Below are 25140 nucleotides of genomic sequence, written 5' to 3'. Positions count from 1 at the left end.
CCGGACCCCCGTGCCCCTAGAAAGCGGGCCGCTCCGGATCCAGCGTGGCCAGCCCGGTCACCGGTGACGACGCCTGTGCGAAGTGGCGCCTGGGGATCCGCCCCGCCCGGTACGCGAGCCGTCCCGCCTCCACCGCGTGCCGCATCGCGTGGGCCATCAGCTCGGGTTCCCGCGCGCGCGTCACCGCTGAGGCGAGCATCACACCGGCGCACCCCAGCTCCATCGCCAGCGCCGCGTCCGACGCCGTCCCGGCCCCCGCGTCCAGAATCACCGGCACGCGCGCGTGCTCGACGATCAGCTGGAAGTTGTGCGGGTTGCGGATGCCGAGGCCGGAGCCGATGGGGGAGCCCAGAGGCATGATCGCGGCGCAGCCGGCGTCCTCCAGCTTCCGCGCCAGCACCGGATCGTCGTTGGTGTACGGCAGCACCGTGAAGCCGTCGTCCACGAGGGTCTCCGCCGCGTCCAGGAGCTCGATCGGGTCCGGCAGCAGCGTGCGCTCGTCGGCGATGACCTCCAGCTTGATCAGGTCCGTGCCGAGGGCCTCGCGCGCGAGACGGGCGGTCAGGACGGCCTCGCCGGCGGTGAAGCAGCCCGCCGTGTTCGGCAGCACCCGGATGCCCAGCTTCTCCAGGACGGACAGCACGGAGCCGTGCACCGAGGGGTCCACCCGCCGCATCGCGACCGTGGTCAGCTCGGTGCCGGAGGCGACCAGCGCCCGCTCCAGCCCCTCCAGGCTGGGCGCACCGCCGGTGCCCATGATCAGGCGGGACGTGAAGGACGTACCGCCGAGGACGAAGGGGTCGTCGGCCATGGGTCAGCCTCCTTGGACGGCGGTGAGGACCTCGACGCGGTCGCCCTCGGAGACGGGCGTAGAGGGCCACTGCGCGCGCGGGACGACGGTTTCGTTGAGGGCGGCGGCCACTCCGGAGGGCGCCGGGGTCAGGGTGCGCACGACGGCGTCGAGCGCCGTGCCGGAGGCGAACTCGTGCGGCTCGCCGTTGACGGAGACGGTGATGGAGACGGAGATGTTCATGCGGGCTGCTCCACGAGTGCCATGGGTGCCGTGCTGATGAAACGCTTCGGCGTGAACGGGCGGGCCTCTTCGGGGAGTTCACCGGTGGTCAGCGCATGGGCCAGCGCGTCGCCGGTGACCGGCGTCAGCAGCACCCCGTTGCGGTAGTGCCCGGTGGCCAGCAGCAGTCCGTCCAGGCCGGTCGGGCCGAGCAGCGGCGCGTTGTCCGGGGAGCCGGGCCGCAGGCCCGCCCGCGTCTCCGTGAGCGGCAGTTCCGTGATCCCGGGCACCAGCTCGTGCGCGTCCCGCAGCAGCTCGTACACCCCGCCCGCGGTCACCGTGGTGTCCCAGCCCAGCTCCTCGCTGGTCGCCCCGACCACCAGCTCGCCGTTCTCGCGCGGCACCAGATAGACCTGGCTGCCCCGCACCACGGCCCGCACGGTCCGGCTCAGGAACGGCGCGAACCGCTCCGGCACGGTCAGCCGCAGCACCTGCCCCTTCACGGGCCGTACGGGAGGCAGTACGTCACCGGGGACCCCCGCCAGCCGCCCGCTCAGACTGCCCCCGGCGAGGACCACCTGCCCCGCGCCCAGCGCCTCGCCGTCGCGCGTGACCACGCCCGCCGCCCGCTCCCGCAGGACGGTGAGCCGCTCGGCCCATCCCCGGTGGAAGACCACACCCGCCCGCTCGCACGCGGCCAGCAGCGCCCCGGTGAGGCGGCGCGGGTCGATCTGGTGGTCGCCGTCGACCCGCAGGCCCCCGCGCACGCCCGGCGCGAGCATGGGCTCCAGGCGCCGGCACTCCCGGCCGGACAGCCACTCGGACTCCAGCCCCGACTGCCGTTGCAGAATGTGCAGTTCGCGCAGATGGGCGCGGTCGTCGGCGTCGAGCGCGACGGCGAGCGTGCCGCACCGCCGGTAGCCGAGGTCGAGCCCGGTGAGGTCGGTGAGCTCGGCCGCGAAGTCCGGATAGCGGCGGGCCGAGGCGAGGTTCAGACCGAGCAGGGTCTGCTCGCCGTAGTGCAGTTCCGTGACGGCGGCCAGCATCCCGGCCGCCACCTGGGCGGCCCCGCCGCCCGGTTCGGGATCCACGACGGCCGTGGTGAACCCGCGCTGCGCGGCCCGCCACGCCGTGACGAGCCCGATGATTCCGCCCCCCACGACGAGGACGTCTGATGTGTGCGTACGCGACATGGGCGTCCAGCCCCTCCCTTCGCCGGCATGACCCGGATCAGGTTCGTACGGTCGGAGGCCGCCCAGCCTCCCTCTCAGCCCGGTGCGTCCGGGCTCCCGCGAGTGCTCTACGTTGGCCACCCTAGCCCGACGTCGTAAGTCTCAGTAAGGGAGCCTCCGCCCGTGGCACGCTCGCTCGACGGCCTCGTCCTCGCCCCCGTCGCCGACCAGGCCCCAGGTCAGGTGGGCACCCGGACCCGCTTCGCGTACCACGAGAAGGACGGCGAGATCTGGGCCGAGTACGCGGGCGGCGACGTCGTGCGCGGACAGCTGCTGGGGACCCGCGAGGGCGACCGTCTCGACTTCAGGTACGTCCAGCTCAAGCGCGACGGCTCGACGTCCTCCGGGCACTGCGTGTCCACCGTCGTCGAGCTGCCCGACGGCCGGGTGCGGCTGGAGGAGACCTGGGAGTGGGAGTCGCAGGAGGGCAGAGGAACCAGCGTCGTGGAGCAGGTCACGGAGCAGGACTCCTGACCGACTTCATGGTGGGGGACTCCTGACTGACTGTTGGTCAGTTGTCTAAGGTGATCAGGTGAGCGAGCAGACGCAGTCGCAGCGGCGGGTGGTCGTCGTCGGCGCGGGCATGGCCGGGGTGCAGACCGCGGTCGCCCTGCGGGAACAGGGCTTCACCGGCGGCGTGACGGTGATCGGCGCCGAGCCCCACCAGCCGTACGACCGGCCCCCGCTGTCGAAGGCCGTCCTGCTGGGCAAGGCCGAGGACTCCGCCTTCGAGGTGGACTTCGAGAGTCTTGGCATCGACCTGCGGCTCGGCCGGGAGGTCCTCGGCGTGCGCCCCGCCGACCACGAGCTGGACACCGCCGAGGGGCCGGTGCCCTACGACGTCCTGGTCCTGGCCACCGGCGCCGAACCGATCCGGCTGCCGGGCGCCGAGGGCGTCCCCGGCGTCCATCTGCTGCGCACCCTGGACGACGCCGAGCGGCTGCGCCCGGTGCTGGCCCGGCAGCACGACATCGTGGTCGTCGGCGCGGGCTGGATCGGCGCCGAGTTCGCCACGGCCGCGCGCGGGGCGGGCTGCGCGGTGACGGTCGTCGAGGCCGCGGACCGCCCCCTCGCGGGCGCGCTGCCCGCCGAGGTGACCGCGCCGATGGCCTCCTGGTACGCCGACGCCGGTGCCGTCCTGCGCACCCACGCGCGCGTGGCGCGCGTCGAGCCCGGCGCCGTCCTGCTGGACGACGGCTCGCGGCTGTCCGCCGGCGCCGTCGTCGTCGGCATCGGCGCCCGCCCCGCCACGGCCTGGCTGGCCGGTTCCGGCATCGCGCTCGGCCCGCACGGCGACGTCGTCGCCGACGACCGCCTGCGCACCTCCGCACCGGACGTCTACGCGGTCGGCGACTGCGCCTCCTTCCCCTCGGGGCGCTACGGCGAGCGCCTCCTGGTCCACCACTGGGACAACGCCCTCCAGGGCCCGCGCACGGTCGCCGCGAACATCCTCGGCGAGGCCGTCGGCGAGGCCACGGCGGTCTACGACCCGGTCCCGTACTTCTGGTCCGAGCAGTTCGGCCGCTTCGTCCAGTACGCCGGTCACCACACCTTCGCCGACACCACCCTGTGGCGCGGCGAGCCCACAGGGCCGGCCTGGACGGTGTGCTGGCTGCGCGAGAACCGCCTGGTCGCCCTGCTCGCGGTGGGCCGCCCCCGGGACCTGGCCCAGGGCCGGCGGCTGATCGAGGCGGGCACCCCGATGGACCCGGCGCTGCTGACGGATCCGGCGAGGCCCTTGAAGACGGCCACGGCGTAGCACGAAAAGCGCAGGTCGGGGGGTCCTGGCTTCCTACTGTCAGTGCGGGATGGCACGCTTGTTTCCGTGACCGAGATTGACGCAAAGATCGATGCTCTCGTCCCCGCCTGGCTCACCCTCCCCGACATCGCGGAAATGCTGGATGTCGAGGTGACGCGTGTGCGGCAGCTGGTCAAGGACGGCCAGCTCATCGCCGTACGCCGTGGTGAGAACCGCGCGCTGCACGTTCCCGCCGCCTTCATCGACGGGGCCGAGCAGAAGGTCGTCAAGGGCCTGTCCGGGACCCTGACGCTCCTGCGGGACGACGGCTTCAGCGACGAAGAGATGCTGGAGTGGCTCTTCACCCCCGACGAGAGCCTGCCCGGCACCCCCGCACAGGCCCTCAGCGAGAATCGCGGCACGGAGGTGAAGCGCCGGGCCCAGGCGCTCGCCGTCTGATCCGAACAGACTGATCCGAACACCGTCCGGAGTACGGGCCGTGGCGCGCGCGTCACGGCCACGGTCGGCCGCGGCCCCGTGGCCACGGCCGGGATCCGTCGCGGTCCGTGGAGCCACGCCTGTGGTTCACTACGGCCCGCCGCCGACCGCACCGGCCCACGGCCCGTACACCACCACACCCGGGGGGACATCCGCATGCCCGTCACGTCCGACACCGACGCCCGCGCCCAGCTGTCCGACGCCCGGCTCTATCTCTGCACGGACGCCCGCAAGAAGCAGGGCGACCTGCCCGAGTTCCTGGACGCGGTCCTGGAGAACGGCGTCGACTTCATCCAGCTCCGTGACAAGACCCTGGAGGCGGACGAGGAACTGGGCTGGCTGGAGCTGTTCGCCGACAAGTGCCACATGTACGGCAAGGTCCTCGCGGTGAACGACCGCGCCGACGTGGCGCACGCGGCCCGCGCCGCCCACCCCTGGGGACCCGCCGTCCTCCACCTCGGCCAGGGTGACCTGCCCGTCCCCGCCGCCCGGGCGATCCTCGGCGACGACCTCCTCATCGGCCGCTCCACGCACTCCGAGTCCGAGGCCGCCGCGGCCGCCGTCCAGGAGGGCGTCGACTACTTCTGCACCGGGCCCTGCTGGCCCACCCCCACCAAGCCCGGCCGCCACGCGCCCGGCCTCGACCTGGTCCGGTACACCGCCGCGCTCGGCACCGGGCGCCCCTGGTTCGCGATCGGCGGCATCGACCTCGGCAATCTCGACGAGGTGCTTGAGGCGGGCGCCCGCCGGGTCGTGGTCGTCCGGGCGATCACCGAGGCGGACGACCCCGGCGCCGCGACGGCGGAGTTCGCGAAGCGGCTACGACACGTGGCGTAGTCGGGCCCGGGTGTCCGAGGGGTGGACAAACCAGTCGACAAATCCGGCAAATTTCCCTGATCCGGTTGGGAGAGGGCCGCCCCCTGACTAACCTGCGGGTATGGCCCTCGGAACCGCATCCACCAGGACGGACCGCGCACGCACGGTGCGTGACATGCTCGCGACCGGCAAGACGACGTACTCCTTCGAGTTCTCGGCGCCGAAGACGCCCAAGGGCGAGCGGAACCTGTGGAGCGCGCTCAGGAGGGTCGAGGCGGTCGCCCCGGACTTCGTCTCCGTGACCTACGGCGCCGGCGGCTCCACCCGCGCGGGCACGGTCAAGGAGACCCAGCAGATCGTCGCGGACACCACGCTCACCCCGGTCGCCCATCTCACCGCGGTCGACCACTCCATCGCGGAACTGCGCAACATCATCGGCCAGTACGCCGACGCCGGGATCCGCAACATCCTGGCCGTGCGCGGCGACCCGCCCGGCGACCCCATGGCCGACTGGGTGGCACACCCGAAGGGCCTGACCTACGCCGCCGAACTCGTCCGGCTCATCAAGGAGTCGGGCGACTTCTGCGTAGGCGTCGCGGCCTTCCCGGAGATGCACCCGCGCTCCGCCGACTGGGACTCCGACGTCGCCCGCTTCGTCGACAAGTGCCGTGCCGGCGCCGACTACGCCATCACGCAGATGTTCTTCCAACCGGAGTCCTATCTGCGGCTGCGTGACCGAGTCGTCGCGGCGGGCTGCGAGACCCCCGTCATCCCCGAGGTCATGCCCGTGACCAGCGTGCGGATGCTGGAGCGGCTGCCGCAGCTGAGCAACGCGGCCATCCCCTCCGCCCTGAAAGAGCGGATCCTCACAGTCAAGGACGATCCGGCGGCTGTACGCTCCATTGGTATCGAATTCGCCACCGAGTTCTGCGCGCGGCTGCTGGCCGAGGGAGTGCCCGGACTGCACTTCATCACGCTCAACAACTCCACGGCGTCGCTGGAAATCTACGAGAACCTCGGTCTGCACCACCCACCGCAGGCCTAGACCGGTCACACCGGTATACGACACACTGCGTAGCGGCTACTGGGAGAGGGGCGTACATGGGCTGGACGGTCCTCTACATCGCGTTCGGAGTCGTCGCGCTGTGGCTGCTCGGTGAAGTGCTGTTGCAGTACAAGGCGCGGCTGCGCTGGCGGCTGCTCGCCTTCGCCGGGTTCCTCGGTGTCGTGCTGGGTGTCCTGATCCCGTCCGTGATCGTCATCGCCCTGGGCGCCGCCGCCTTCGCGGTCGGCCAGACCTACGTCACCCTCTCCTTCCGCCGCGGCTTCGCACAGGGCTGGGCGGTCAGTCCGCCGGAGGCCCTCGGCAACCTGGTCGGCGGCAAGCGCAACCGCCGCGACCGGGGCCGGCAGGAGCCGACCCTGGAGGTCACCGACCTGGAGACCGGCGAGGCGGGCTTCGCCGAAGAGCCCCCGTACGCCGACGACACCAGGTACGGCCAGGACACCGGCACGCACGGCCACGACGACTACGACCGCGACGACGTCTTCACCCCCGCCCGTCCGGTCCAGCCCATGGCCGCCGAGACCACCTCGGTGTACGAGCCGCAGCCCCTCCCCGAGGACACCGGCTCCTACGGCATATACGACACCGGCTACGCGGCCGCCGCCGACGCCTCCTCCTACGCGGCCGCGGGCCAGCCCCAGGACCAGTACGCGACGGCCGCCGCCGACCAGACGTACGGCTACGACGGCTACACCGGCTACGACCAGCAGCAGTACGGCTACGACCCGGCCGGACAGCAGCAGTACGCCGCCTACTCCGACCCGTACATCGGCACCCAGACCTACGACGGTTCCGGGTACGACGCCTCCTACGGCGGCCAGCAGCAGTACGGCCAGCAGGGCTACGGCCAGGACCAGTACGCCACCGGCACCTACGGCGAGACCCCGCCCGGCGGGGTGTGGGTGCCGCAGCAGCGCAGCACCGACGACCCGTACGGCGCCGAACTCCCGCCGGAGCAGCAGCAGTACGGCCAGCAGGGCTACGACCAGACCCAGGGCAACGGGTACGGCGACCAGTACCGCTTCTGAGGGGCCGTACCCGTCCTGGCCGTACCCGTCCTGAGGGACCGCCGTCCGCGCCCCGACCCCGAGGTCACTGGGAGCCGCGGAACTCCGGCCCCTCGACGATCAGTCCGGCGACGAGTGCCCCGGACATGCCCGCGTGGGCCAGACCGCCGCCCGGGTGCGACCAGCCTCCGACGGTGAACAGGCCCGGTATTCCTGTGCTGTTGGACGGGTGCAGCAGGCCGCCGTCTCCCGCGGCGAGTGCCGGGGCCGGGACGGGGCCGCCTTCCGCGCCGGTCGCCCCGGCGATGTCGGCCGGGGTGCGGACCTCGTGCCAGAGCAGACGCTCGCGCAGATCGGGGACGGCGCGCTCGGCGGCGGCGATCAGGTGCTCGACGCCTCGATCGACGTCCGGCTTCTCCGGTCCCCGGCCGGTCTGCGCCGGCACCACCGATGTGACGGTGACCGCCTCATGGGCGGAGTCCGGAACCAGCTTCGGGTCGTCGGGACGCAGGACGGTGACCGTGGGGCGGGTGTCCGCCCCGGGCGCGGTGCCGAACAGCGCGTCCAACTCGGCCTCCCGGTCGGGCGCGTGCACCACCGTCCGGTGCGCCGCCCCCTCCGGACGCGGACCCCGCAGCGCCAGCAGCACCATCAGACGGCTCGCCGCTCCCCGCTGGGCCGGGACGCCGCCGTCGGGCCGCACCACCGACTGCCGGACCAGTCGGCCCACCACCGCGGGTGCCGTGCCGGCGACCACGAAGTCCGCCTCCGCCACCGACCCGTCGGCCAGCTCCACCCCGGCCGCCCGGCCGTCCTTCTCCAGCACTCCGGTGACCTCGGCACCGAAGACGAACTCGACCTTCCTGGCCACACACCGCTCGTACACCGCGCGGGCCAACTCCCGTACCCCGCCGTGGACATACCAGGTACCGAAGGCGTGCTCCATGTACGGCAGGACGGCCGCGCTCGCCGGGACGACGCGTGGATCCAGGCCGTACGCCAGGGCGTGGCTCTCCAGGAGAGCGGCCAGCCGGGGGTCGCGCAGCTCCCAGGCGGCGACCTCGGCGAGGGTCGTGGCCCTCCGGGTGCGCAGCAGCCGCTTGTGGGGGACCGCCGGGTAGGGCTCACGCTCGGCCAGCACCGACCAGTTCGGCCACAGGGGCTCCTCCAGGAGCGGTCTGCGGGTCCGGTCCCAGGCCTCGCGGGCCCGGACCAGGAAGTCGCCCCAGCGCTGCCCGGCAGCCGAACCGAGCGCCTCGTCCAGGGCCGCGACGACGCCCGCGCGCGAGGCGTTGGGCAGCGAGACCCGCGTGCCGTCGGCGAAGACGTGCCGGGACGACGGGTCGACCTGGACCAGCTCGACGCACGCCTCCAGCGGCTCCTTGCCGGTCTTGAGGAACAGATCGCGGTAGACCGCCGGGAGGGTCAGCAGCCCGGGGCCCGTGTCGAAGGAGAAGCCGTCCCGCTCGAAACGGCGCACCGCTCCGCCGTACGTGTCCGTACGCTCGTACACCGCCACCCGGTGGCCCGCGACGGCCAGCCGGGCAGCGGTCGCCATCGCGCCCATGCCGGCGCCGATCACCGCAATCCGTGCCATGCCTGCGACTTTATCGGCCACCACCGACAATCCGTCCGCGAGCCGTCGCTCCTCCGGTCGCCGCGTCCTGGGTGTGAGTGCGCAGGGGTGAGTACGCGTACCTAGTGAGTGAGTTGAGTACGCGCGCGGATGGGCCGCGACCTGCGTGAACGAGAGAGTGGAGGCACGGAAAGGGGAGCGGCTCCGGCACCGGCGACACGGGGCGCCGGAACGGAGCGGCCCCTGATCCGCTCCTTCCGTCGGCCGAGCCGGCGGAAGCGAGACACGGGGGAACCCGGAGATGACCGAACGGGACCCAACGGGGGGAATCGGGGGACACGGGGAAAACGGGGGAGCACAAGGAGGCGCCGGTTCGAGGTGGCCCGCGGGGGACGCGGCCACACCGGACCGGCGCTTCTGTGTGTGCCGACGGGAGTGTGCCGACGGGAGTGTGCGCACCCGCGGACCACGTCGCCCGTGAGTGCCCTCAGCGGCAGCCGCTCACCCGGCCCTGGAGCAGCCGGGACAGTGCCGCGTGCACGTCGTCCAGGGAGCGCTCCGGCTGGAAGGCCTGCCAGTCCAGGGCGGCCACCAGCACCATGCCGACCAGCGCGGCCGCGGTCAGCGGGATGTCGATCTCGTCGCTGAACTCGCCGTTGTCCACGCCCTCGCGCAGTACGCCCTCGACGACCGCCACCGCCTCCTGCCGGACCACCATCAGGGTGGACTGCCAGGCCCGGTTGGTGCGCCACAGCTCCGCCACGTACAGCTGGGTGAAGGACGGGTAGCGCTGGATGAAGACCAGCCCCGCGTGGATCATCGCGTCCAGGGCGTCCACCTTGCCGCCGCCCTCGCGGGCGGTACGGTCGGCCGCCTCCCGCAAGGAGGCGGCCAGGAGGCCCACACCGTGCCGCAGCAGCTCCTCGAAGAGGACGGACTTGCTCGCGAAGTTGTAGTAGACCGTGCCCTTCGCCACCCCGGCCCGCTCGGCGATCTCGTCCACCGTGGTGGCGGAGAACCCCTGCTCGGCGATGAGCGTGACGGCGGCCTCGTAGAGCTTCTGCCGGGTGGCCTCGCGGCGCGTGCTGACACCCGGCGTGGCGCTGCTGCTTTCCATGGTCCTGATTCTCACAGGAGCCGCCCCCGGGCGGGGCACCGGAGGAGTCGCCGCGGGGCTCACAGGGTCAGCTCCGGGTGCAGCCGGTCGAGCGTCCAGACCTGCCGCCGGCGGGCCGACACCGCGGTCAGCGCCAGCGCGCCCGCGGTGAAGGCCGCCAGCACGGCACAGGCCTGCCAGACCGGCCCGAGGCCACCGCCCGTGATGAGCCGGCGCAGCGCCTCGACGACGTAGCTCATCGGCAGGAAGGGGTGCAGCGCGTTGAAGAAGCCGGGGCTGGTCTGCACCGGGTACGTGCCGCCCGCGGACGTCAGCTGGAGCATCAGGAGGGCGAGGACGAGGATCCGTCCCGCGGCCCCGAAGCGGGCGTTGAGCCACTGCACGATCGCCGCGAAGCACGCCGTGACCAGGAACAGGAAGCCCACCGTCCCGGCCGCCCGCGCCATCTGGAGCCCGACCGCCCAGTGCAGTACCGCCATCAGGGACACCGTCTGGAGCACCCCGATCGCCACCACCGGCAGCCAGCCCGCCAGCGCGATCCGCCAGGCCGAGGCACCCGCGGCCAGCGCACGCCGGTTCATCGGGGTGATCAGCATGTAGGCCACCATCGCGCCGACCCACAGGGACAGCGGGATGAAGTACGGGGCGAACCCGGTGCCGTAGTTGGGCGCCTTGTGCAGGTCCCTGGAGACCAGCTGGACCGGGTCCGCCATCACCTCGGTGCGCTGGTCGCGGTCCTTCTTGTCGTAGTCGGGGATCTGCCCGGCGCCGTCGTGGAGCCCCTGCGAGAGCTTGCCGGAGCCGTCGACGAGCCGGTACATGCCGCCGTTCAGGTCCTCGGCACCGGTCTTGAGCTCCCCGACGCCCTCGTCCAGGTCGGTCGCACCGGTCTTCGCCGTCCCGAGCCCGGTGTGCAGCGCCTTGGCGCCGTCGGCGACCTTCCCCGCGCCCTCGTTCAGCTTGTTGATCTTCTTCACGGCGTCGTCGAGGTCCTCGGAGAGGTGGGGCGCCCGGCCGGCGAGCGCCCGGGCCTGCTTCTGGAGCGTGCCGAGGTGGCCGTCGAGCTTCTTCAGGTCGCCGTTCTGGTCCGCGACCAGCGTGTTGACGTCGTCGGCGACCTTCGCCACGTCCGCGGCGGCCTGCTTCGCCTTTTTCAGGTCGGCGCAGGCGGCGTCCGGCAGGACGGGGTCCGTGCAGCGCGCCTTGTAGACCGCCTCCAGGGTGTCGGAGGCCGTGTGGGCGCCCTTGGCGGCGGTCGGGGCGGTCTTCACCAGGGTGTCGAGGTTGTGCCGCACCGCTCCGGCGGAGTCGGCGACCAGGCGGGCCGTGTCCCCGATCGTCTTCTCGTTGTCCTTCAGGAACGGACCCACGGTGTCCGCGACCCCGTTGACCTTGTCCGCGAGAACCTGCGTGCCGTCCGCGACGCGCCGCGAACCGTCCTGGAGGTCACCCGCGCCCGAGTCGAGCTTCGTCAGCCCCTTGGAGAGCCTGCCACTGCCCTTCTCGGCGTCCTTCAGGCCGTCGGCGAGGTCCTTGGAGCCCTTCTCCGCCTTGCCGATGCCGCCCTCCAGGTCGTCGGCCCCGTCCGCGGCCTTCACGGTCGCGCCGTGGATGTCGGAGAACGAGACGAAGATCCGGTCCAGGAAGGACCGCGAGGCCTTGGTGGACGCGGCCGTCCGCACCTCCGCGAACACCGTTCGCGATATCTGCCCGACGATGTAGTTGTTCGCGTCGTTCGTCCGCACCTGGAGCGCGCCCGTCTCGGGGGAGTCGCCCGAACTGGAGGCGATCCGCCGGCTGAAGTCCGCCGGCATGGTCAGCGACAGGTAGTACCTGCCGTCCTCCACGCCCGCGCGTGCCTCGGCGGCGCTCACCTCCCGCCAGTCGAAGACGTCGCTCTCGCGCAGCCCCTTGGTGATCTCGTCGCCCGCCGTGAGGCGCTTCCCGTCGGCGGTGGCCCCCTTGTCGTCGTTCACCAGCGCCACGGGGATGCGGTCCAGGCGGCCGTACGGGTCCCAGAAGGACCACAGGTACAGGGCGCCGTACAGCAGCGGCAGCACCAGCAGCGCCACCAGGGCGGCGCGCGGCAGCTTCCCCCTGCCGAAGCGGCGCAGCTCAAGCGCGGCCAGTCGCGGCGAACGCATCGTCCTTCTCCTTCCGGGACGGTCGGGTGGAGATCTTCACGGCGTCCTCGGGGGCCTCGCTGCACACCGCCACGACGGTCGTCCCGTCCTCGGCGAGCGACCTCAGCAGCGCCCAGGCCTCGGCCCGCTCGGCCCCCGACAGCTTCAGATCGACATCGTCGACACCCAGCAGCCCCGGCCGCCCGATCAGCGCCAGCGCCACGGACAACCGCACCGCCTCCAGCCGCTCCAGATCGCGTACGGCGGTCCGCGGGCCCTTGGGCAGGGCCGCCAGGTCGAGCCCGGCGGCGGCCAGCGCGGTGTCGACCCACTGCGCCGACCGGGCCGACCGCTCGGCGCGCGGCCGCAGCAGAGCGCGCAGGGAGTCGCCGAACCGCTGGTGCAGCAGCGCCCGTTCCCGCAGGTGCTCCCCGACGGTCAGGGCCGGGTCGAGATCGGTGACCCCGGCGACGTGGGCCAGGGCGCCGATCCGGCGCACCGCCCCCGACTGCTTCGGCAACCGGGCCCCGCCCACGGTCGCGGTCCCCTCGGTGGCCTTCATCCGTCCGGTGAGCGCGAGCAGCAGACAGGTGCGCCCGGACCCCGACGGCCCTTCGACGGCGATCAGCGAACCGGGCTCCGCGGACGCGGTGATCCCGCGGAACGCCCAGCCGCGCGGGCCTTCGAGGCCGAAGTTCTCGGCGGTGATGCCGACTGCGCCCACGATTCCCCCTCGGTGGCATGGCAAGTTTTTGAACTGACTGGTCAGTGCAAAAGTTAGCCCGAACTTGCGATCGAAGCAAAATCCCAGGTCAGAACGGATTGTCAGTGCCATACCTCACGATGGGCACATACGGCACCTCGTATCAGAAGCGTGCCGTCACACGACGACAGGAGGTTCGTCATGGCCAGCTATCACGCAGCAGCCGCCCGTCGGCGCCGCGCCTCCGGCCCTGCCCCCTCACTGACCGGCCCGGCGAGCGACGTGCACCCCGTGCTCCGCCGGGCCACGGCCCCGCCCGCCGCCCTCGACCTGCTCGCCCAGGCCCGCGCCGGCCTGGACGAGGCCACCGCGCTGGAAACATCGAACGAGCGCTACGCCACGGCCCACCTCGCCGCCCTGCGCACCGCCGCCGCCGTGCTCGCCGCCCGGGGGCGCCCGGAGCCCTCGGCCCGACGCAGGGCCAAGATCCGGAGCGCCTGGGAAGTGCTCCCCGAGATCGCGCCCGAGCTCACCGAGTGGAGCGCGCTGTTCGCCTCCGGGGCCCGGCGCCGTGCCCGGGCCGAGGCCGGGATCCAGGGCGCGGCCAGCCGCCGGGACGCCGACGACCTGATACGCGACGTGGCGATGTTCCTCCGCCTCGTCGAACGCATGCTGGTCCTCCAGCCGGTCCTGCCCCAGCCACGCCAGGACGCGGACCAGCAGGAGGGCACCGACACCACCGGCCGCGACTTCCCGGACGCGGGCTGACCGGCCGGACACCAGGGGGAGCGGGGCGATCACCGGGGGAAACGAGGATGGCGCGCCGCCCCTGCGGGTCCCATTAGGGTGGAGAACGCCTGAAGCCTCTTCCCGCCGCGGTCCGCGGCCGAGAGAGGCACCCCGATCGCTCCGCCGCGCAAGAGGCGGTGCCGCGCCGAGGAGTCAACTGCCGTGTCGGACCCGCTGCGACCCCGCGCCTCTCTCCGTACCGCCGTGGTCTGGGAAGTCCTCCAGGACGCTCTCGAACGACGGGTCAAGGCCACGGGCCGGGAGTCGCTGGACGTCCTCGACACCGGAGGCGGCAGCGGGAACTTCGCGGTGCCGGTCGCCCGCCTGGGCCACCGCGTCACCGTCGTCGACCCCAGTCCCAACGCGCTGTTCGCCCTGGAGCGCCGCGCCGCCGAGGCCGGCGTCGCCGACCGGGTGCGCGGCGTCCAGGGCGACGTCCACGGCCTCTTCGACGTGGTCGAGCGCGCCGGCCACGACGTGGTGCTGTGTCACGGCGTCCTGGAGTACGTGGACGACCCCGCCGAGGGCGTCCGCAACGCGGTGGCCGCCCTGCGCTCCGAGGGCGTCCTCAGCCTGCTCGCCGCAGGCCTCGGCGGGGCCGTGCTCTCGCGTGCCCTCGCCGGCCACTTCAAGGAGGCCAGGCAGGCCCTCGGCGACCCGGACGGCCGCTGGGGCGCCGGCGACCCCGTGCCGCACCGCTTCACCACCGAGCAGCTCACCGGACTGGTCGAGGGCGCGGGCCTCGCCGTCGCCGCCGTGCACGGCGTGCGGGTCTTCGCCGATCTCGTCCCCGGCGTGCTGGTCGACACCGAGCCCGGAGCCCTGGAGGCGCTGCTGAGGCTGGAGGAGGCGGCGGCCGAGCTCCCCGCCTTCCACTCCGTGGCCACACAGCTTCATGTGCTCGGTGAGACGCGGGCGGCCGCCGAGGCCTGAGCGGCCTCTCGTGCCGCGTCGCTGATCAGCGACGCGGCTGCGGATGGAGTACGCCACAGGCCCCCCGATCGCGCGCTCAGCGCCGTATGATCGAGGGAGGCCGCCCGGCATGACGGGTCGGCTCCTGGGGAATGGAAGCCTCAGCGAGTCGGAACGCTCATGGCGGATTCCGGTTGGCCAATTGGCGCAGAGGGGCGGGTTTCACGGGGGCGATTCCCTGCCTATCCTGAAGGGACCCCCTAGTCGCCCCGGCGACTGCACGATGAGGAGGACTCCGTGCCGCTCTCGGAGCACGAGCAGCGAATGCTCGAGCAGATGGAGCGAGCGCTGTACGCCGAAGATCCCAAGTTCGCGTCGGCGCTCGAGGGAAGCGGGCTGCGTACGTACACCCGGCGTCGGGTCTACCAGGCGGTCGCGGGCTTCCTCGTGGGTATCGCGCTCCTCATGGCCGGTATGGTCGCCAAGCAGGTGTGGCTCAGCGTGGTCGGCTTCCTGGTCATGCTGGGTTGTGCGGTACTCGCAGTAACAGGTTGGCGCAAGGCCCCCAAGCCGGGTGAGCAGCCGACCACCGGTGCCGGTCCACAGGCAGCACGCCGTCAGGGACGGCAGCGGCGCTCCATGATGGACCGTATCGAGCAGCGCTGGCAGCGGCGCCGCGATGAACAACAGGGCAACTAGCTCGACGAACAGCTCTCCGTACGTGAGGGGGTGACCACCCGGCCGGGTGGTCACCCCCTCACGCATGCGCAGGAATTCGGCCAACTTCTTCGATGAACGGGCGGGGCCCGGACCGTCTCGCGTGGTCCGGGCCCCGCCCGTTCATCTGCTCCGCCGCCCCACCAGGGGGCGCCGCTCAGCCTCGCTGGTCCGACGGCTTGCGCAGTGTCGGCCGGGCCTCGGCCATGCGCGCCGTGAAGCCCGCCCACCACTCCGAGACCGCCCAGGCCACTCGTACGGTGGAACGCGGCGCGATCACCGCGCGCACCTTCGTGGCCCGGCTGACCGTCTGGTGCAGTCCGGCCGTGGCCCGGCGGACGTCCTCCGCGAGCCCCGCCGTCGGGCGCGGACGGGGCGCGTAGAGCACCTGCTCCACGGCGTCCGCCACGCGGTGCACGCCGGCTGCCGCCGCCGGGTCGAGCTGCCCGATCCGGACGATGCGCGCGGCCGCCTTGCGGGGGGTCTGCGACTCCTCCGGCACGATCCCGAAGTCCCACGCCGTGTCGGTCAACTCCTCCCAGACGGCGAGGGCGTGCCGTGCCGAGTCCGCCTCGCTGCGGCCGTGCCCGCCCAGCCGTACCGCTCGGGTCCGCAGCCGCCACAGCATCGGCGCCAGGGGGATCGCCAGGACCACCAGCCCGACGGCGAGCCAGGCCAGCAGTCTCAGATACCACCAGGGGCCGGCCACGGCCCACCACGAGATGTCGTTGTCGTCGCCCAGGGCGGCCGCCGGGGACTCGCTCTGGCACTCGTTCAGCTTCTTCTGCTCCGGGGTGCAGGTGTCGCTGGCCGAGGGCGCGGCGGAAGGCGCCGTACTGGCCGCCTCGGACGGCTGCGTCGGGTTCGGCAGCGAACTGCCGGGCACCTCCGGTGCGGTGTACGACGGCACCGTGCCCCGGCTGGGGGTCGGTTCGAAGCGGGTCCAGCCCACCCCCTCGAAGTACAGCTCGGGCCAGGCGTGGGCGTCCTTCAGGCCCACCGACACCGTGTCGCCCTCCGCCGTGCCGGGCGCGAAGCCCACCGCGACCCGGGCCGGAATGCCCAGGGACCGGGCCATCGCCGCCATCGCGAAGGAGAAGTGGACACAGAAGCCCTGCTTGTCCCTCAGGAAGCGGGCGATCGCCTGCGAGCCGTTGCCCACCTGGACCTCGGTGTCGTACTCGAAGCCGCCGGTCACGGTGAAGTAGTTCTGGAGCGCGACCGCCTGCTCGTAGGGGTTGGTGATCCCCGCGGTGACCCTGCGGGCCGTCTCGCCCACCACCGCCGGCAGCGAGGACGGAAGCTCGGTGTACTCACGGACCAGAGCCGGGGGCGCCTCGGGCGCGTCGGCGAGCTGCCGGGCCGTCGGCTGGACGTCCAGGCTCCGCACCTCGTACGTCAGACCGCTCGTGGTCTGGCCGTGGTCGCCGACGAGCGTCATGCCCACCGGCTCGTAGCGCCAGTTGCCGCTGATGGTCACACCGCTCGGCGGGTACGGCATCGGAAGCCAGTTCTGGGCGTACCCGTCGGCCGCCGTGACGGTGGTGACGACCTCCGTGCTCTTGACGTCGGGAGACAGGCCCGCGGGGGTCGGGAACCTGCCGTCCGGTACGCCGGTGATCCCGCGCTTGGACGGCTTCCAGGTGGTGCCGTCGAAGTCGTCCAGGGACACGATCCGCAGGTACAGGCTCGACAGGTCCGCGTCCTTCTCGGGCCGCAGGGACAGAACCTGGCGGTCCTCGTCCACGTTCAGGTTGTCGCGGAGGGACACCAGCGGGTTCACCGCGGAGATGGTGCCGCCGCCTCCGCTGCCGGAGCCCACGCCCGCACCCGCGTTCTCCAGCAGGCCGCCGTTCATCGCGGGCATGGCGAGCGGCACCACGAGGGCGACGCCCAGCGCGACCACGCCGATGCGCCGGCCGGTACGGACCGGGGCCACCGCCCCGCCGGACTCCGCGCCGCCCTGGGTGCGTGGCGAGCCGCCGAAGACCCGGCCCCACTGAGACAACCGCTCGCGCCCCTCGGCCAGGAGCAGCAGCAGATAGCCGGCCGCCGCGACCAGGAACCACAGCCAGTCGGCGCCGCCCTCGGACAGTCCCGCGGCGACCGAGTACAGGGCCAGCAGCGGCAGGCCGGCCGGGGCCGCGCTGCGGAAGGTCACCGCCAGGGTGTCCACCGCGAGACCGATGATCAGCACACCGCCGACCAGCATCAGCCGGATGCCGTCCGACTCCAGCGGCGCCGGGATCGCGTACCGCGCGATGTCGTCGGAGCCCTGCCGGAGCAGGTCGGCGAAGCGCACGAAGGCGTCCGGTCCGGGGATCAGCCCGAAGAAGGCCTGTTCGCGCGCGAAGGTCAGGGTCAGCAGCACCAGCGCCACCAGGGCCTGGGCCAGCACCGTCAGGGGCCGCGCCAGCGGAACCCGCCGGGTCGCCGCGCCCACGCCCGACTGCACCGCCAGCAGGAAGCCGGCCTGCACGATCCAGGTGGCCGGCTCCACGAGCGGCAGCAGGGCGCACGAGGCCATCAGTGTGGCCGCCCAGGCGCACAGCGCCAGTCGTGCCCGCCCGCTCATCGCAGTCCCTCCCCGGCACCGCTCGCACCGATGCCCGAGCGCTCCCGGTCCGCCTGGCGCCACAGGCCGTCCAGTGACGCGCCGCGCGGCACGGACAGGGCCGTCCAGCCCGCCTCGCGCAACATCCGCAGCCGCTCCTCGCCCCTGTTCAACGGGCCGGGCACATCGCTCGGTTCCCGGGTCCAGCTCTCACTGTCCAGCACGAAGGCGATCGCTCCTCCGCTGCGCTGGCGCATCTTGGCGGCCACCGCGGCCTGTTCCTCGTCCAGGTCGCCGAAGAGGCCCACCAGCAGCCCCTCGTTGCCCCCGCGCAGCACGTCGTAGGCGCGGGACAGGCCCGCGCCGTCGGAGTGGTCGATCACCGCGAGGGTGTCCATCATCAGCCCGGCCGCGTCGGCCGTCTCCTGGCTCGCGCCGGCGAACCCGTCGGCGCCCTCGCCGGGCACCGAGTTGCCGGTGTCCGTCAACAGCCGTACGGAAAAGCCCCGTTCGAGCATGTGCACCAGGACGGACGCGGCGCCCGAGACGGCCCACTCGAAGGCCGAGTCCGGGCCGACGCCCTGGTAGGCGATGCCCCGGGTGTCCAGCAGCACCGTGCAGCGGGCGCGCTGCGGCTGCTCCTCGCGGCGCACCATCAGCTCGCCGTAGCGTGCGGTGGAGCGCCAGTGCACCCGGCGCAGGTCGTCGCCGTAGCGATACCCGCGCGGGATGATGTCGTCGTCGCCGGCCAGGGCGAGCGAGCGGTGCCGGCCGTCGCCGTAGCCCTTGGCCTCGCCGCTGAACCGCACCGGCGGCAGCGGCTCCACGCGCGGGATCACCGTCAGGTCGTCGTAGGTGGAGAAGGAGCGGGTCAGCTCGCACATGCCGAACGGGTCGGTCAGGCGCAGCTGGAGCGGGCCCAGCGGATAGCGGCCGCGCAGGTCGGAGCGGACCCGGTAGGACACCTCGCGGCGGCCGCCCGGCTCCACCCGGTCCAGGACGAACCGGGGGCGCGGACCGAGCACGTACGGCACCCGGTCCTGGAGCATCAGCAGGCCGGTGGGCATGCGCGAGACGTTGTCCATCCGCAGATGGACGCGGGCCTCGCTGCCGGCGGGCACGCGCGCGGGGGAGAGCCGGCGGCTGCCGGCCACCCGGTAGCGCGTGCGGAAGAGCACGGTGGCGCAGATCAGGGGCAGCACGGCCAGCAGCAGGCCGACCCGCAGCAGGTCGCTCTGCCCGAGGACGTACGCGCAGATCGCCGCGGCGACCCCGGCAGCCAGGAAGGACCGGCCCCGGGTGGTCAGGCCGGCCAGCGCCGTACGCACACCGCCCTTGTCCCCCCGGTCGGCCTCCGCCTGCCCCGGCCCCCCGGTGGTCATCACAGCCTCCGCGGCGGCTGCTGCGGATACGCCGGCGCGCCCCGGAGCCCGAGACCGGTGCCCTGCTGGGGCGCCGCCGGGACCGCGGTGCGCTGGAGGATCTCCTGGACGACCTGCTCCGCGGTGCGGCGGTTCAGCTGGGCCTGAGCGGTCGGCAGCAGCCGGTGGGCCAGGACCGCGACGGCGAGTGCCTGCACGTCGTCCGGCAGGGCGAACTCCCGCCCGCTCAGGGCCGCGGACGCCTTCGCCGCGCGCAGCAGATGCAGCGTCGCGCGCGGGGAGGCGCCGAGTCTGAGGTCCGGGTGGGTGCGGGTGGCCGAGACCAGCTCCACCGCGTACCGCCGGACCGGCTCGGCGACATGGACATTGCGGACGGCCTCGATGAGCTTCACGATGTCGTGCGCGTGCGCCACCGGCTGGAGGTCCTCCAGCGGGCTCACCCCGCCGTGGACGTCGAGCATCTGCAACTCGGCCTCCACGCTGGGGTAGCCGACGGAGACGCGCGCCATGAAGCGGTCGCGCTGGGCCTCCGGCAGCGGGTAGGTGCCCTCCATCTCGACCGGGTTCTGCGTCGCCACCACCATGAAGGGGCTGGGCAGCTCGTAGGTCTGCCCGTCGATGGTGACCTGGCGCTCCTCCATCGACTCCAGGAGCGCCGACTGGGTCTTCGGCGAGGCGCGGTTGATCTCGTCGCCGATCACGATCTGCGCGAAGATCGCACCCGGCTTGAACTCGAAGTCCCTGCGCTGCTGGTCCCAGATGGACACACCTGTGATGTCCGACGGCAGCAGGTCGGGCGTGAACTGGATGCGCCGCACCGAACAGTCGATGGAGCGCGCCAGTGTCTTGGCCAGCATGGTCTTGCCGACACCGGGGACGTCCTCGATCAGAAGATGTCCCTCGGCGAGCAGTACGGTCAGCGAAAGCCGTACGACCTCGGGCTTGCCCTCGATCACACCCTCCACCGAACTGCGGACTCGCTCCGCAGTGGCGGTCAGATCAGTGAGGCTCGCTCGATCGTCATAGGTCGTCACCCGGCCCTCCTCGGCCCGTTCTTTCCGGACCGACGCTCTTGACGCGCCGCCGGCCCACCCCGAATCACGGACACCACGCGTGAAAAGTTCCGCGCGACGCCACACCCCGCATTCTTGCTGCCGTTACCGTTTCGTGTCACTCGCCTGTGGACAACTGCCCGCGTTATGTCAGGTCTTACGGTGTTTTGAGCGACCGGTGGCAGGAAATCCACAGCGAAACGACAGCTGTCGCCGACGGTTACGCGGGATCGACCTCGCGCAGCAGGCCGGTCTTCACGTCGAAGACGAAGCCGCGTACGTCATCGGTGTGCACCAGGAACGGCGAGGTGCGTACCCGCTGCATCGACTGGCGTACGTCCTGGTCGACGTCCCGGAAGGCCTCCACCGCCCAGGCCGGACGCTGGCCGACCTCCATCTCCAGCTCGGTGCGGAAGTCCTCGGTGATCGCCTCCAGACCGCAGCCGGTGTGGTGGATGAGGACGATGCTGCGCGTGCCGAGCTTGCGCTGGCTGATGGTGAGCGAGCGGATCACGTCGTCGGTGACCACACCACCGGCGTTGCGGATGGTGTGACAGTCGCCGAGCTCCAGACCGAGCGCGGCGTGCAGGTCGAGGCGCGCGTCCATGCAGGCCACCACGGCGACGTGCAGGACGGGACGGGCGTCCATGCCGGGGTCGCTGAAGGCGTCGGCGTACCGCTCGTTCGCCTCGACGAGGCGATCCGTGACGGTGCCGCCGGCTATGGCGGCCTTGGAGCCAGTGGGTACCGATGCGGAAGTCGTCATACCCATGACGGTACTGGTCACCCCCGGAATCGGCCCGGTGTGAGAGAGGACAAAGAACGCCATCGCGTCTTGGTGTGAGCTAACCCACACGAGTGGTGCGAGGGCGGCCACACGAGTGATTCCGTCCGATGTGTCGCTTCGCCCGCGTCCGGCTCCGCGACGCGCAGGCCGGTTGATTGACCGCGAGACACCGTGGACTAAAGTGACGCGAAGCGGGAGGCGAGGCTCTCCCCGCTGGACTGACATTCCCGGAGACCCCGGCTCGCGCACGGACGGTCTCCCCACGTGCGCGGCGCGTACGTACGGCTCGGCCTCCTCCCGCTCCCGGCCGGCCGACGCTTTTGGCGCCGGCAGGCCTTCCCCTTCATGAGCGGGCGGGGACCCGGCCGTGCGGACGACGGCCGCGCCGGACCTGAGAGGGCCAGTTGAGCCAGAGTCGACACGTCCCGGTGATGCTCCAGCGGTGCCTGGACCTGTTGGCGCCCGCCCTGGAGGACCGGCCGGGAGCGGTGGTCGTCGACTGCACCCTGGGCCTGGGCGGCCACAGCGAGGCCCTGCTCGCCCGCTTCCCCGAAGCCCGGCTCGTCGCCCTGGACCGCGACAAGGAGGCCCTGCGCCTGTCCGGCGAGCGCCTCGCGCCGTACGGGGAACGGGCCACGCTGGTGCACGCGGTCTACGACGAGCTCCCGGACGTACTGGACAGGCTCGGCATCCCGCACGTCCAGGGCGTCCTCTTCGACCTCGGCGTCTCCTCCATGCAGCTCGACGAGGCCGACCGCGGCTTCGCCTACGCCCAGGACGCCCCCCTCGACATGCGCATGGACCAGACGACCGGCATCAGCGCCGCCGAGGTCCTCAACACCTACCCGCCGGGCGAACTCGTCCGCATCCTGCGCGCGTACGGCGAGGAGAAGCAGGCCAAGCGGATCGTGGGCGCGGTCGTGCGCGAGCGGGTGAAGGAGCCGTTCAGCAACAGCGCGCGGCTCGTCGAGCTGATCCGGGACAGCCTCCCGCAGGCCGCCAAGCGCACCGGCGGCAACCCCGCCAAACGCACCTTCCAGGCCCTGCGCATCGAGGTCAACGGCGAACTGGCCGTCCTGGAGCGGGCGATCCCGGCGGCGGTCAAGGCGCTCGACGTGGACGGGCGGATCGCCGTCCTGTCGTACCACTCGCTGGAGGACCGGCTGGTCAAGCAGGTGTTCGCGGCCGGCGCGGCCACCACCGCGCCGCCCGGGCTGCCCGTCGTGCCGGAGCGCTACCAGCCCCGGCTCAAGCTCCTCACCCGTGGTGCCGAACTTCCCACCGAGGAAGAGGTCGCCGAGAACCGGCGGGCGGCGCCGGCGCGGCTGCGCGGCGCCCAGCGCATCAGGAGGGACGTCGAGTGAGTGGACCGGGGTACCGGACGCGGAGGGCGGGCGAGTGAGCAGCAGACCCCGACTGAGGGGCAGGGCCGCCCGTCTGGCACGCCTCATCCCGGTGGGCGCGACCCCCGGCCAGGCCGCCCGCGCCCCGTTCGTCCTCCTGGTCGTGCTGCTTCTCGGCGGCGGTCTCATCGGGCTGCTGGTGCTGAACTCGGCGCTGTCCGAGGGGTCGTTCAGACTCGACGACCTCCAGAAGGAGACGAAGAGCCTGACCGACGAGGAGCAGGCGCTCCAGCGGGACATCGACGCCTACTCGGCCCCCGAGGCTCTCCAGCGCCGCGCCCGCGAACTCGGCATGGTGCCCGGCGGCGACCCGGCCTTCCTCGACCCCGATGGCAGCGTGAAGGGCGTACCGAGTCCCGCCTCCGGCCCCCGGCAGGCCTCCGCGCGCACGCCCCTCGTGCTCGCCCCCGAGGCCCTGGACGGCCTGACCGGCCGGGCACCGGCGACGCCCGGCACACCGGCGCCCGGCGCACCGACGCCCACGCCCACGTCGTTCCCGACCCCCACGGCTCCGCCGCCCGCACCGCAGGAGGCCGCCCGGCCCGCCGGGCAGGGCCCGCCCCCTCAGACCCCCGCGACCCCGACCCCTACCCCGGCAGGTGACGGAAGTGGCCGATGACTCCGGCAGGCAACCCCCGCGCCGCCGGGTGCCCGGACCCGCACGCCCCGAGCGCTCCGCACGCCCCGTCGGCCGGCCGCGTCCGGGCCCCGGAGCCCGCCCGGCCCGCCGCCCGACGGCACCCCGCCCCGCGGCCCCCAAGGTCATCCGGCTGGGCAGCCCCCGGCCCCGGCTGCGCATGGTCGGCCTGGCGCTGACCCTCGTCCTGATCGCCTTCGTCGTACGGCTGCTCCAGGTGCAAGCCGTCGACGCCAGTACGTACGCCGCCAAGGCCGAGCAGAACCGGTACGTCGGCTACACCCTGGCCGCCGAGCGCGGCGGGATCACCGACCGCGCCGGAGTGGCCCTCGCGACCAGCGTGGACGCGTACACGATCACCGCGGACCCCACGCTGTTCACCCGCAAGCAGCTGAAGATCGGCGACGGGCCGGAGCAGGCGGCCGCGCTGCTCGCCCCGATCCTCGGCGAGGAGCAGGACACGCTGGTCAAGAAGCTCAGGCCGGCCAACAAGGACCTGCGCTACGTCGTGCTCGCCAACCGGCAGACCCCGCAGGTCTGGAAGCAGATCAAGGACCTCAAGAGCGCGCTGGGCACCAAGGCCGAGGACGACAAGAGCACGGTCAACGTCCTCGCGGGCGTGCTCGCCGTGCCCACCAGCAAGCGCGTGTACCCCAACGGCGATCTCGCCGCCGGGATACTGGGCTGGGTCAACGCCGACGGCAAGGGCGGCGGCGGTGTCGAGCAGCAGCTGAACTCCCTGCTGGCCGGCAAGGACGGCAAGATCCGCTACGCCCAGTCCGGCGGCGTCCAGGTGCCGACCGTGGGCTCCACCGAGACGCCCGCGGTGCCCGGCAGCGATGTCGAGCTCACCATCGACCGCGACATCCAGTGGGCCGCGCAGAACGCGATCACCGACCAGGTCGAGGAGTCCAAGGCGGACCGCGGCTATGTGATCGTGCAGGACACCCGGACCGGCGAGATCCTCGCCATGGCCAACTCGCCCGGCTTCGACCCGAACGACCTGTCCAAGGCCAGCTCGGTGAACATGGGCAACGCGGCCCTCCAGGACGCCTTCGAGCCCGGTTCCACCGCCAAGGTCATGTCGATGGCCGCCGTACTCGAACAGGGTGTCGCCACCCCGCAGACGCATGTCGTGGTGCCCAACCGGCTGCACCGCGGCGACCGGCTCTTCAAGGACGACATCAACCACCCGACCTGGTACCTCACGCTCAACGGCGTGCTCGCCAAGTCCAGCAACATCGGCACCATCCTGGCCACCGGCCAGCTCGGCAAGACGCAGCGCCAGGCCAACCAGGTCCTCTACTCCTACCTGCGCAAGTTCGGCCTCGGCCGCTACACCGGGCTCGGCTTCCCCGGCGAGACGCCGGGCATCCTCGCGCGGCCCGGCGACTGGTCGACCTCACAGCAGTACACGATTCCTTTCGGCCAGGGCGTGTCCATCAACGCGATGCAGGCGGCCTCCGTCTACTCGACCATCGCCAACGGCGGCGTACGCACCGAACCCACGCTGGTACGCGGCACGAAGGGACCGGACGGGCGCTTCACACCGGCCGCGAAGCCCAAGGAGACACGGGTCGTCAGCGCCCGGACGGCGAAGACCCTCGCCCAGATGCTGGAGTCCGTCGTGGACGACGAGGAGGGCACCGGCACCAAGGCCCGCATCCCCGGCTACCGGGTCGCGGGCAAGACGGGTACGGCCAACCGCGTGGATCCGGCCACCGGCAAGTACAAGGGCTACACCTCGTCGTTCGCCGGCTTCGCGCCCGCCGACAAGCCCCGCATCACCGTCTACTGCGCCATCCAGAACGCCACCAAGGGCAACTACTTCGGCGGCCAGATCTGCGGACCCGTCTACAAGAAGGTCATGGAGTTCGCCCTGAAGAGCCTCCAGGTCCCGCCGACCGGAGCCAAGGCCGCCAGGCTTCCGGTCATCTACAAACCCTGACCAGCCCTGTTCAGCACGGAACCCCCAGGAACCACCTCGTGACAACGATCACCCCCGATTCCGGGAACCAG

Annotated in this window: 23 protein-coding genes and 1 riboswitch; of the genes, 12 read left to right on the top strand and 11 right to left on the bottom strand. The window is 72.4% G+C overall.

Annotated features, from left to right (window positions below; genetic code table 11):
- Window positions 1-16: 16 nt before the first annotated feature.
- From SLINC_RS12850 to thiO, 3 genes are all read right to left on the bottom strand, one after another.
- The gene (locus SLINC_RS12850; protein WP_067431054.1) at window positions 17-811 is read right to left on the bottom strand and encodes a thiazole synthase; all 795 of its coding nucleotides are present in this window, start codon (window positions 809-811) and stop codon (window positions 17-19) included.
- Between the two features lie 3 nt (window positions 812-814).
- Window positions 815-1015 carry a sulfur carrier protein ThiS gene (gene thiS, locus SLINC_RS12845; RefSeq protein ID WP_067445272.1) on the bottom strand — a complete coding sequence of 67 codons (201 nt, stop codon included), beginning with the start codon at window positions 1013-1015 and terminating at the stop codon, window positions 815-817.
- 14 nt (window positions 1016-1029) lie between these two features.
- A complete protein-coding gene (thiO, locus tag SLINC_RS12840; RefSeq protein ID WP_067431053.1) occupies window positions 1030-2205 on the bottom strand; it encodes a glycine oxidase ThiO in 1176 nt (391 codons plus the stop codon).
- Window positions 2203-2315, bottom strand: a riboswitch (TPP riboswitch). (Overlaps the previous gene by 3 nt.)
- Window positions 2316-2367: 52 nt before the next feature.
- Between thiO and SLINC_RS12835 the strand changes: the two genes are divergently transcribed.
- From SLINC_RS12835 to SLINC_RS12810, 6 genes are all read left to right on the top strand, one after another.
- Window positions 2368-2718, top strand: coding sequence for an avidin-fold protein (locus SLINC_RS12835; RefSeq protein ID WP_067431050.1), 351 nt, complete (start codon window positions 2368-2370; stop codon window positions 2716-2718).
- Window positions 2719-2776: 58 nt separating this feature from the next.
- Entirely contained in the window at window positions 2777-4003 is a 1227-nt protein-coding gene (locus SLINC_RS12830) for an NAD(P)/FAD-dependent oxidoreductase (RefSeq protein WP_182449160.1), read from the top strand.
- Between the two features lie 66 nt (window positions 4004-4069).
- Window positions 4070-4441 (top strand): Rv2175c family DNA-binding protein, encoded by a 372-nt coding sequence (locus SLINC_RS12825; RefSeq protein ID WP_067431047.1) that lies wholly within the window; start codon window positions 4070-4072, stop codon window positions 4439-4441.
- A gap of 195 nt (window positions 4442-4636) precedes the next feature.
- Entirely contained in the window at window positions 4637-5317 is a 681-nt protein-coding gene (gene thiE, locus SLINC_RS12820; protein WP_067431044.1) for a thiamine phosphate synthase, read from the top strand.
- Window positions 5318-5417: 100 nt separating this feature from the next.
- Entirely contained in the window at window positions 5418-6341 is a 924-nt protein-coding gene (metF, locus tag SLINC_RS12815) for a methylenetetrahydrofolate reductase [NAD(P)H] (protein WP_067431042.1), read from the top strand.
- 56 nt (window positions 6342-6397) lie between these two features.
- Window positions 6398-7390 (top strand): SCO2102 family sporulation regulator, encoded by a 993-nt coding sequence (locus SLINC_RS12810; protein WP_067431040.1) that lies wholly within the window; start codon window positions 6398-6400, stop codon window positions 7388-7390.
- 64 nt (window positions 7391-7454) lie between these two features.
- Here SLINC_RS12810 and SLINC_RS12805 read toward each other — a convergent pair whose 3' ends face one another.
- The 4 genes from SLINC_RS12805 to SLINC_RS12790 all read right to left on the bottom strand — a co-directional run bounded on the left by SLINC_RS12805 (window position 7455) and on the right by SLINC_RS12790 (window position 12909).
- Window positions 7455-8966 (bottom strand): phytoene desaturase family protein, encoded by a 1512-nt coding sequence (locus SLINC_RS12805; RefSeq protein ID WP_067431037.1) that lies wholly within the window; start codon window positions 8964-8966, stop codon window positions 7455-7457.
- Between the two features lie 466 nt (window positions 8967-9432).
- Window positions 9433-10062, bottom strand: a complete 630-nt coding sequence (locus SLINC_RS12800) for a TetR/AcrR family transcriptional regulator (protein WP_067431035.1) — start codon at window positions 10060-10062, stop codon at window positions 9433-9435.
- 59 nt (window positions 10063-10121) lie between these two features.
- Window positions 10122-12206 (bottom strand): YhgE/Pip family protein, encoded by a 2085-nt coding sequence (locus SLINC_RS12795; protein ID WP_067431032.1) that lies wholly within the window; start codon window positions 12204-12206, stop codon window positions 10122-10124.
- Complete coding sequence (locus tag SLINC_RS12790) at window positions 12178-12909, bottom strand: ATP-binding cassette domain-containing protein (protein WP_067431029.1); 732 nt, start codon at window positions 12907-12909, stop codon at window positions 12178-12180. Before SLINC_RS12790 ends, SLINC_RS12795 begins: the two co-directional genes overlap by 29 nt.
- Window positions 12910-13089: 180 nt before the next feature.
- Between SLINC_RS12790 and SLINC_RS12785 the strand changes: the two genes are divergently transcribed.
- The 3 genes from SLINC_RS12785 to SLINC_RS12775 all read left to right on the top strand — a co-directional run bounded on the left by SLINC_RS12785 (window position 13090) and on the right by SLINC_RS12775 (window position 15288).
- Complete coding sequence (locus SLINC_RS12785) at window positions 13090-13656, top strand: SAV_6107 family HEPN domain-containing protein (RefSeq protein WP_067431028.1); 567 nt, start codon at window positions 13090-13092, stop codon at window positions 13654-13656.
- Window positions 13657-13839: 183 nt separating this feature from the next.
- The gene (locus SLINC_RS12780) at window positions 13840-14610 is read left to right on the top strand and encodes a methyltransferase (protein ID WP_067431026.1); all 771 of its coding nucleotides are present in this window, start codon (window positions 13840-13842) and stop codon (window positions 14608-14610) included.
- Between the two features lie 276 nt (window positions 14611-14886).
- The gene (locus SLINC_RS12775; protein WP_067431023.1) at window positions 14887-15288 is read left to right on the top strand and encodes a DUF3040 domain-containing protein; all 402 of its coding nucleotides are present in this window, start codon (window positions 14887-14889) and stop codon (window positions 15286-15288) included.
- A 175-nt stretch (window positions 15289-15463) separates the two neighbouring features.
- On the opposite strand, the gene SLINC_RS12770 is transcribed toward SLINC_RS12775, so the two are convergent.
- The 4 genes from SLINC_RS12770 to SLINC_RS12755 all read right to left on the bottom strand — a co-directional run bounded on the left by SLINC_RS12770 (window position 15464) and on the right by SLINC_RS12755 (window position 21123).
- Window positions 15464-17881, bottom strand: a complete 2418-nt coding sequence (locus tag SLINC_RS12770; protein WP_067431021.1) for a transglutaminase TgpA family protein — start codon at window positions 17879-17881, stop codon at window positions 15464-15466.
- A complete protein-coding gene (locus tag SLINC_RS12765) occupies window positions 17878-19242 on the bottom strand; it encodes a DUF58 domain-containing protein (RefSeq protein ID WP_067431019.1) in 1365 nt (454 codons plus the stop codon). Before SLINC_RS12765 ends, SLINC_RS12770 begins: the two co-directional genes overlap by 4 nt.
- A complete protein-coding gene (locus tag SLINC_RS12760) occupies window positions 19242-20276 on the bottom strand; it encodes an AAA family ATPase (RefSeq protein ID WP_067431015.1) in 1035 nt (344 codons plus the stop codon). The genes SLINC_RS12765 and SLINC_RS12760 overlap by 1 nt, the downstream gene beginning before the upstream one ends.
- Window positions 20277-20514: 238 nt before the next feature.
- The gene (locus tag SLINC_RS12755; RefSeq protein ID WP_079164508.1) at window positions 20515-21123 is read right to left on the bottom strand and encodes a beta-class carbonic anhydrase; all 609 of its coding nucleotides are present in this window, start codon (window positions 21121-21123) and stop codon (window positions 20515-20517) included.
- A 362-nt stretch (window positions 21124-21485) separates the two neighbouring features.
- Here SLINC_RS12755 and rsmH point away from each other — a divergent pair, with 362 nt between their 5' ends.
- From rsmH to SLINC_RS12740, 3 genes are read left to right on the top strand one after another with little or no spacing between them, the layout of a single operon-like run.
- Window positions 21486-22445 carry a 16S rRNA (cytosine(1402)-N(4))-methyltransferase RsmH gene (gene rsmH, locus SLINC_RS12750; protein WP_079164507.1) on the top strand — a complete coding sequence of 320 codons (960 nt, stop codon included), beginning with the start codon at window positions 21486-21488 and terminating at the stop codon, window positions 22443-22445.
- 34 nt (window positions 22446-22479) lie between these two features.
- Complete coding sequence (gene ftsL, locus SLINC_RS12745; protein WP_067431010.1) at window positions 22480-23103, top strand: cell division protein FtsL; 624 nt, start codon at window positions 22480-22482, stop codon at window positions 23101-23103.
- Window positions 23093-25069 (top strand): peptidoglycan D,D-transpeptidase FtsI family protein, encoded by a 1977-nt coding sequence (locus SLINC_RS12740; RefSeq protein WP_079164506.1) that lies wholly within the window; start codon window positions 23093-23095, stop codon window positions 25067-25069. The genes ftsL and SLINC_RS12740 overlap by 11 nt, the downstream gene beginning before the upstream one ends.
- Window positions 25070-25140: the final 71 nt, after the last annotated feature.

The sequence above is a fragment of the Streptomyces lincolnensis genome (assembly GCF_001685355.1).
Taxonomy (GTDB): domain Bacteria; phylum Actinomycetota; class Actinomycetes; order Streptomycetales; family Streptomycetaceae; genus Streptomyces; species Streptomyces lincolnensis.
This window is presented reverse-complemented; position numbering and strand designations above follow the sequence as displayed.

What these genes read in the sequence shown, in the direction of transcription:
- metF (WP_067431042.1), top strand. Translation starts at nt 5,418, where the DNA reads ATGGCCCTCGGAACCGCATCCACCAGGACGGACCGCGCACGCACGGTG.
- SLINC_RS12850 (WP_067431054.1), bottom strand. Translation starts at nt 811, where the DNA reads ATGGCCGACGACCCCTTCGTCCTCGGCGGTACGTCCTTCACGTCCCGC.
- SLINC_RS12770 (WP_067431021.1), bottom strand. Translation starts at nt 17,881, where the DNA reads ATGAGCGGGCGGGCACGACTGGCGCTGTGCGCCTGGGCGGCCACACTG.
- SLINC_RS12755 (WP_079164508.1), bottom strand. Translation starts at nt 21,123, where the DNA reads ATGGCGTTCTTTGTCCTCTCTCACACCGGGCCGATTCCGGGGGTGACC.
- thiO (WP_067431053.1), bottom strand. Translation starts at nt 2,205, where the DNA reads ATGTCGCGTACGCACACATCAGACGTCCTCGTCGTGGGGGGCGGAATC.
- SLINC_RS12805 (WP_067431037.1), bottom strand. Translation starts at nt 8,966, where the DNA reads ATGGCACGGATTGCGGTGATCGGCGCCGGCATGGGCGCGATGGCGACC.
- thiE (WP_067431044.1), top strand. Translation starts at nt 4,637, where the DNA reads ATGCCCGTCACGTCCGACACCGACGCCCGCGCCCAGCTGTCCGACGCC.
- SLINC_RS12795 (WP_067431032.1), bottom strand. Translation starts at nt 12,206, where the DNA reads ATGCGTTCGCCGCGACTGGCCGCGCTTGAGCTGCGCCGCTTCGGCAGG.
- SLINC_RS12810 (WP_067431040.1), top strand. Translation starts at nt 6,398, where the DNA reads ATGGGCTGGACGGTCCTCTACATCGCGTTCGGAGTCGTCGCGCTGTGG.
- SLINC_RS12800 (WP_067431035.1), bottom strand. Translation starts at nt 10,062, where the DNA reads ATGGAAAGCAGCAGCGCCACGCCGGGTGTCAGCACGCGCCGCGAGGCC.
- SLINC_RS12785 (WP_067431028.1), top strand. Translation starts at nt 13,090, where the DNA reads ATGGCCAGCTATCACGCAGCAGCCGCCCGTCGGCGCCGCGCCTCCGGC.
- SLINC_RS12765 (WP_067431019.1), bottom strand. Translation starts at nt 19,242, where the DNA reads ATGACCACCGGGGGGCCGGGGCAGGCGGAGGCCGACCGGGGGGACAAG.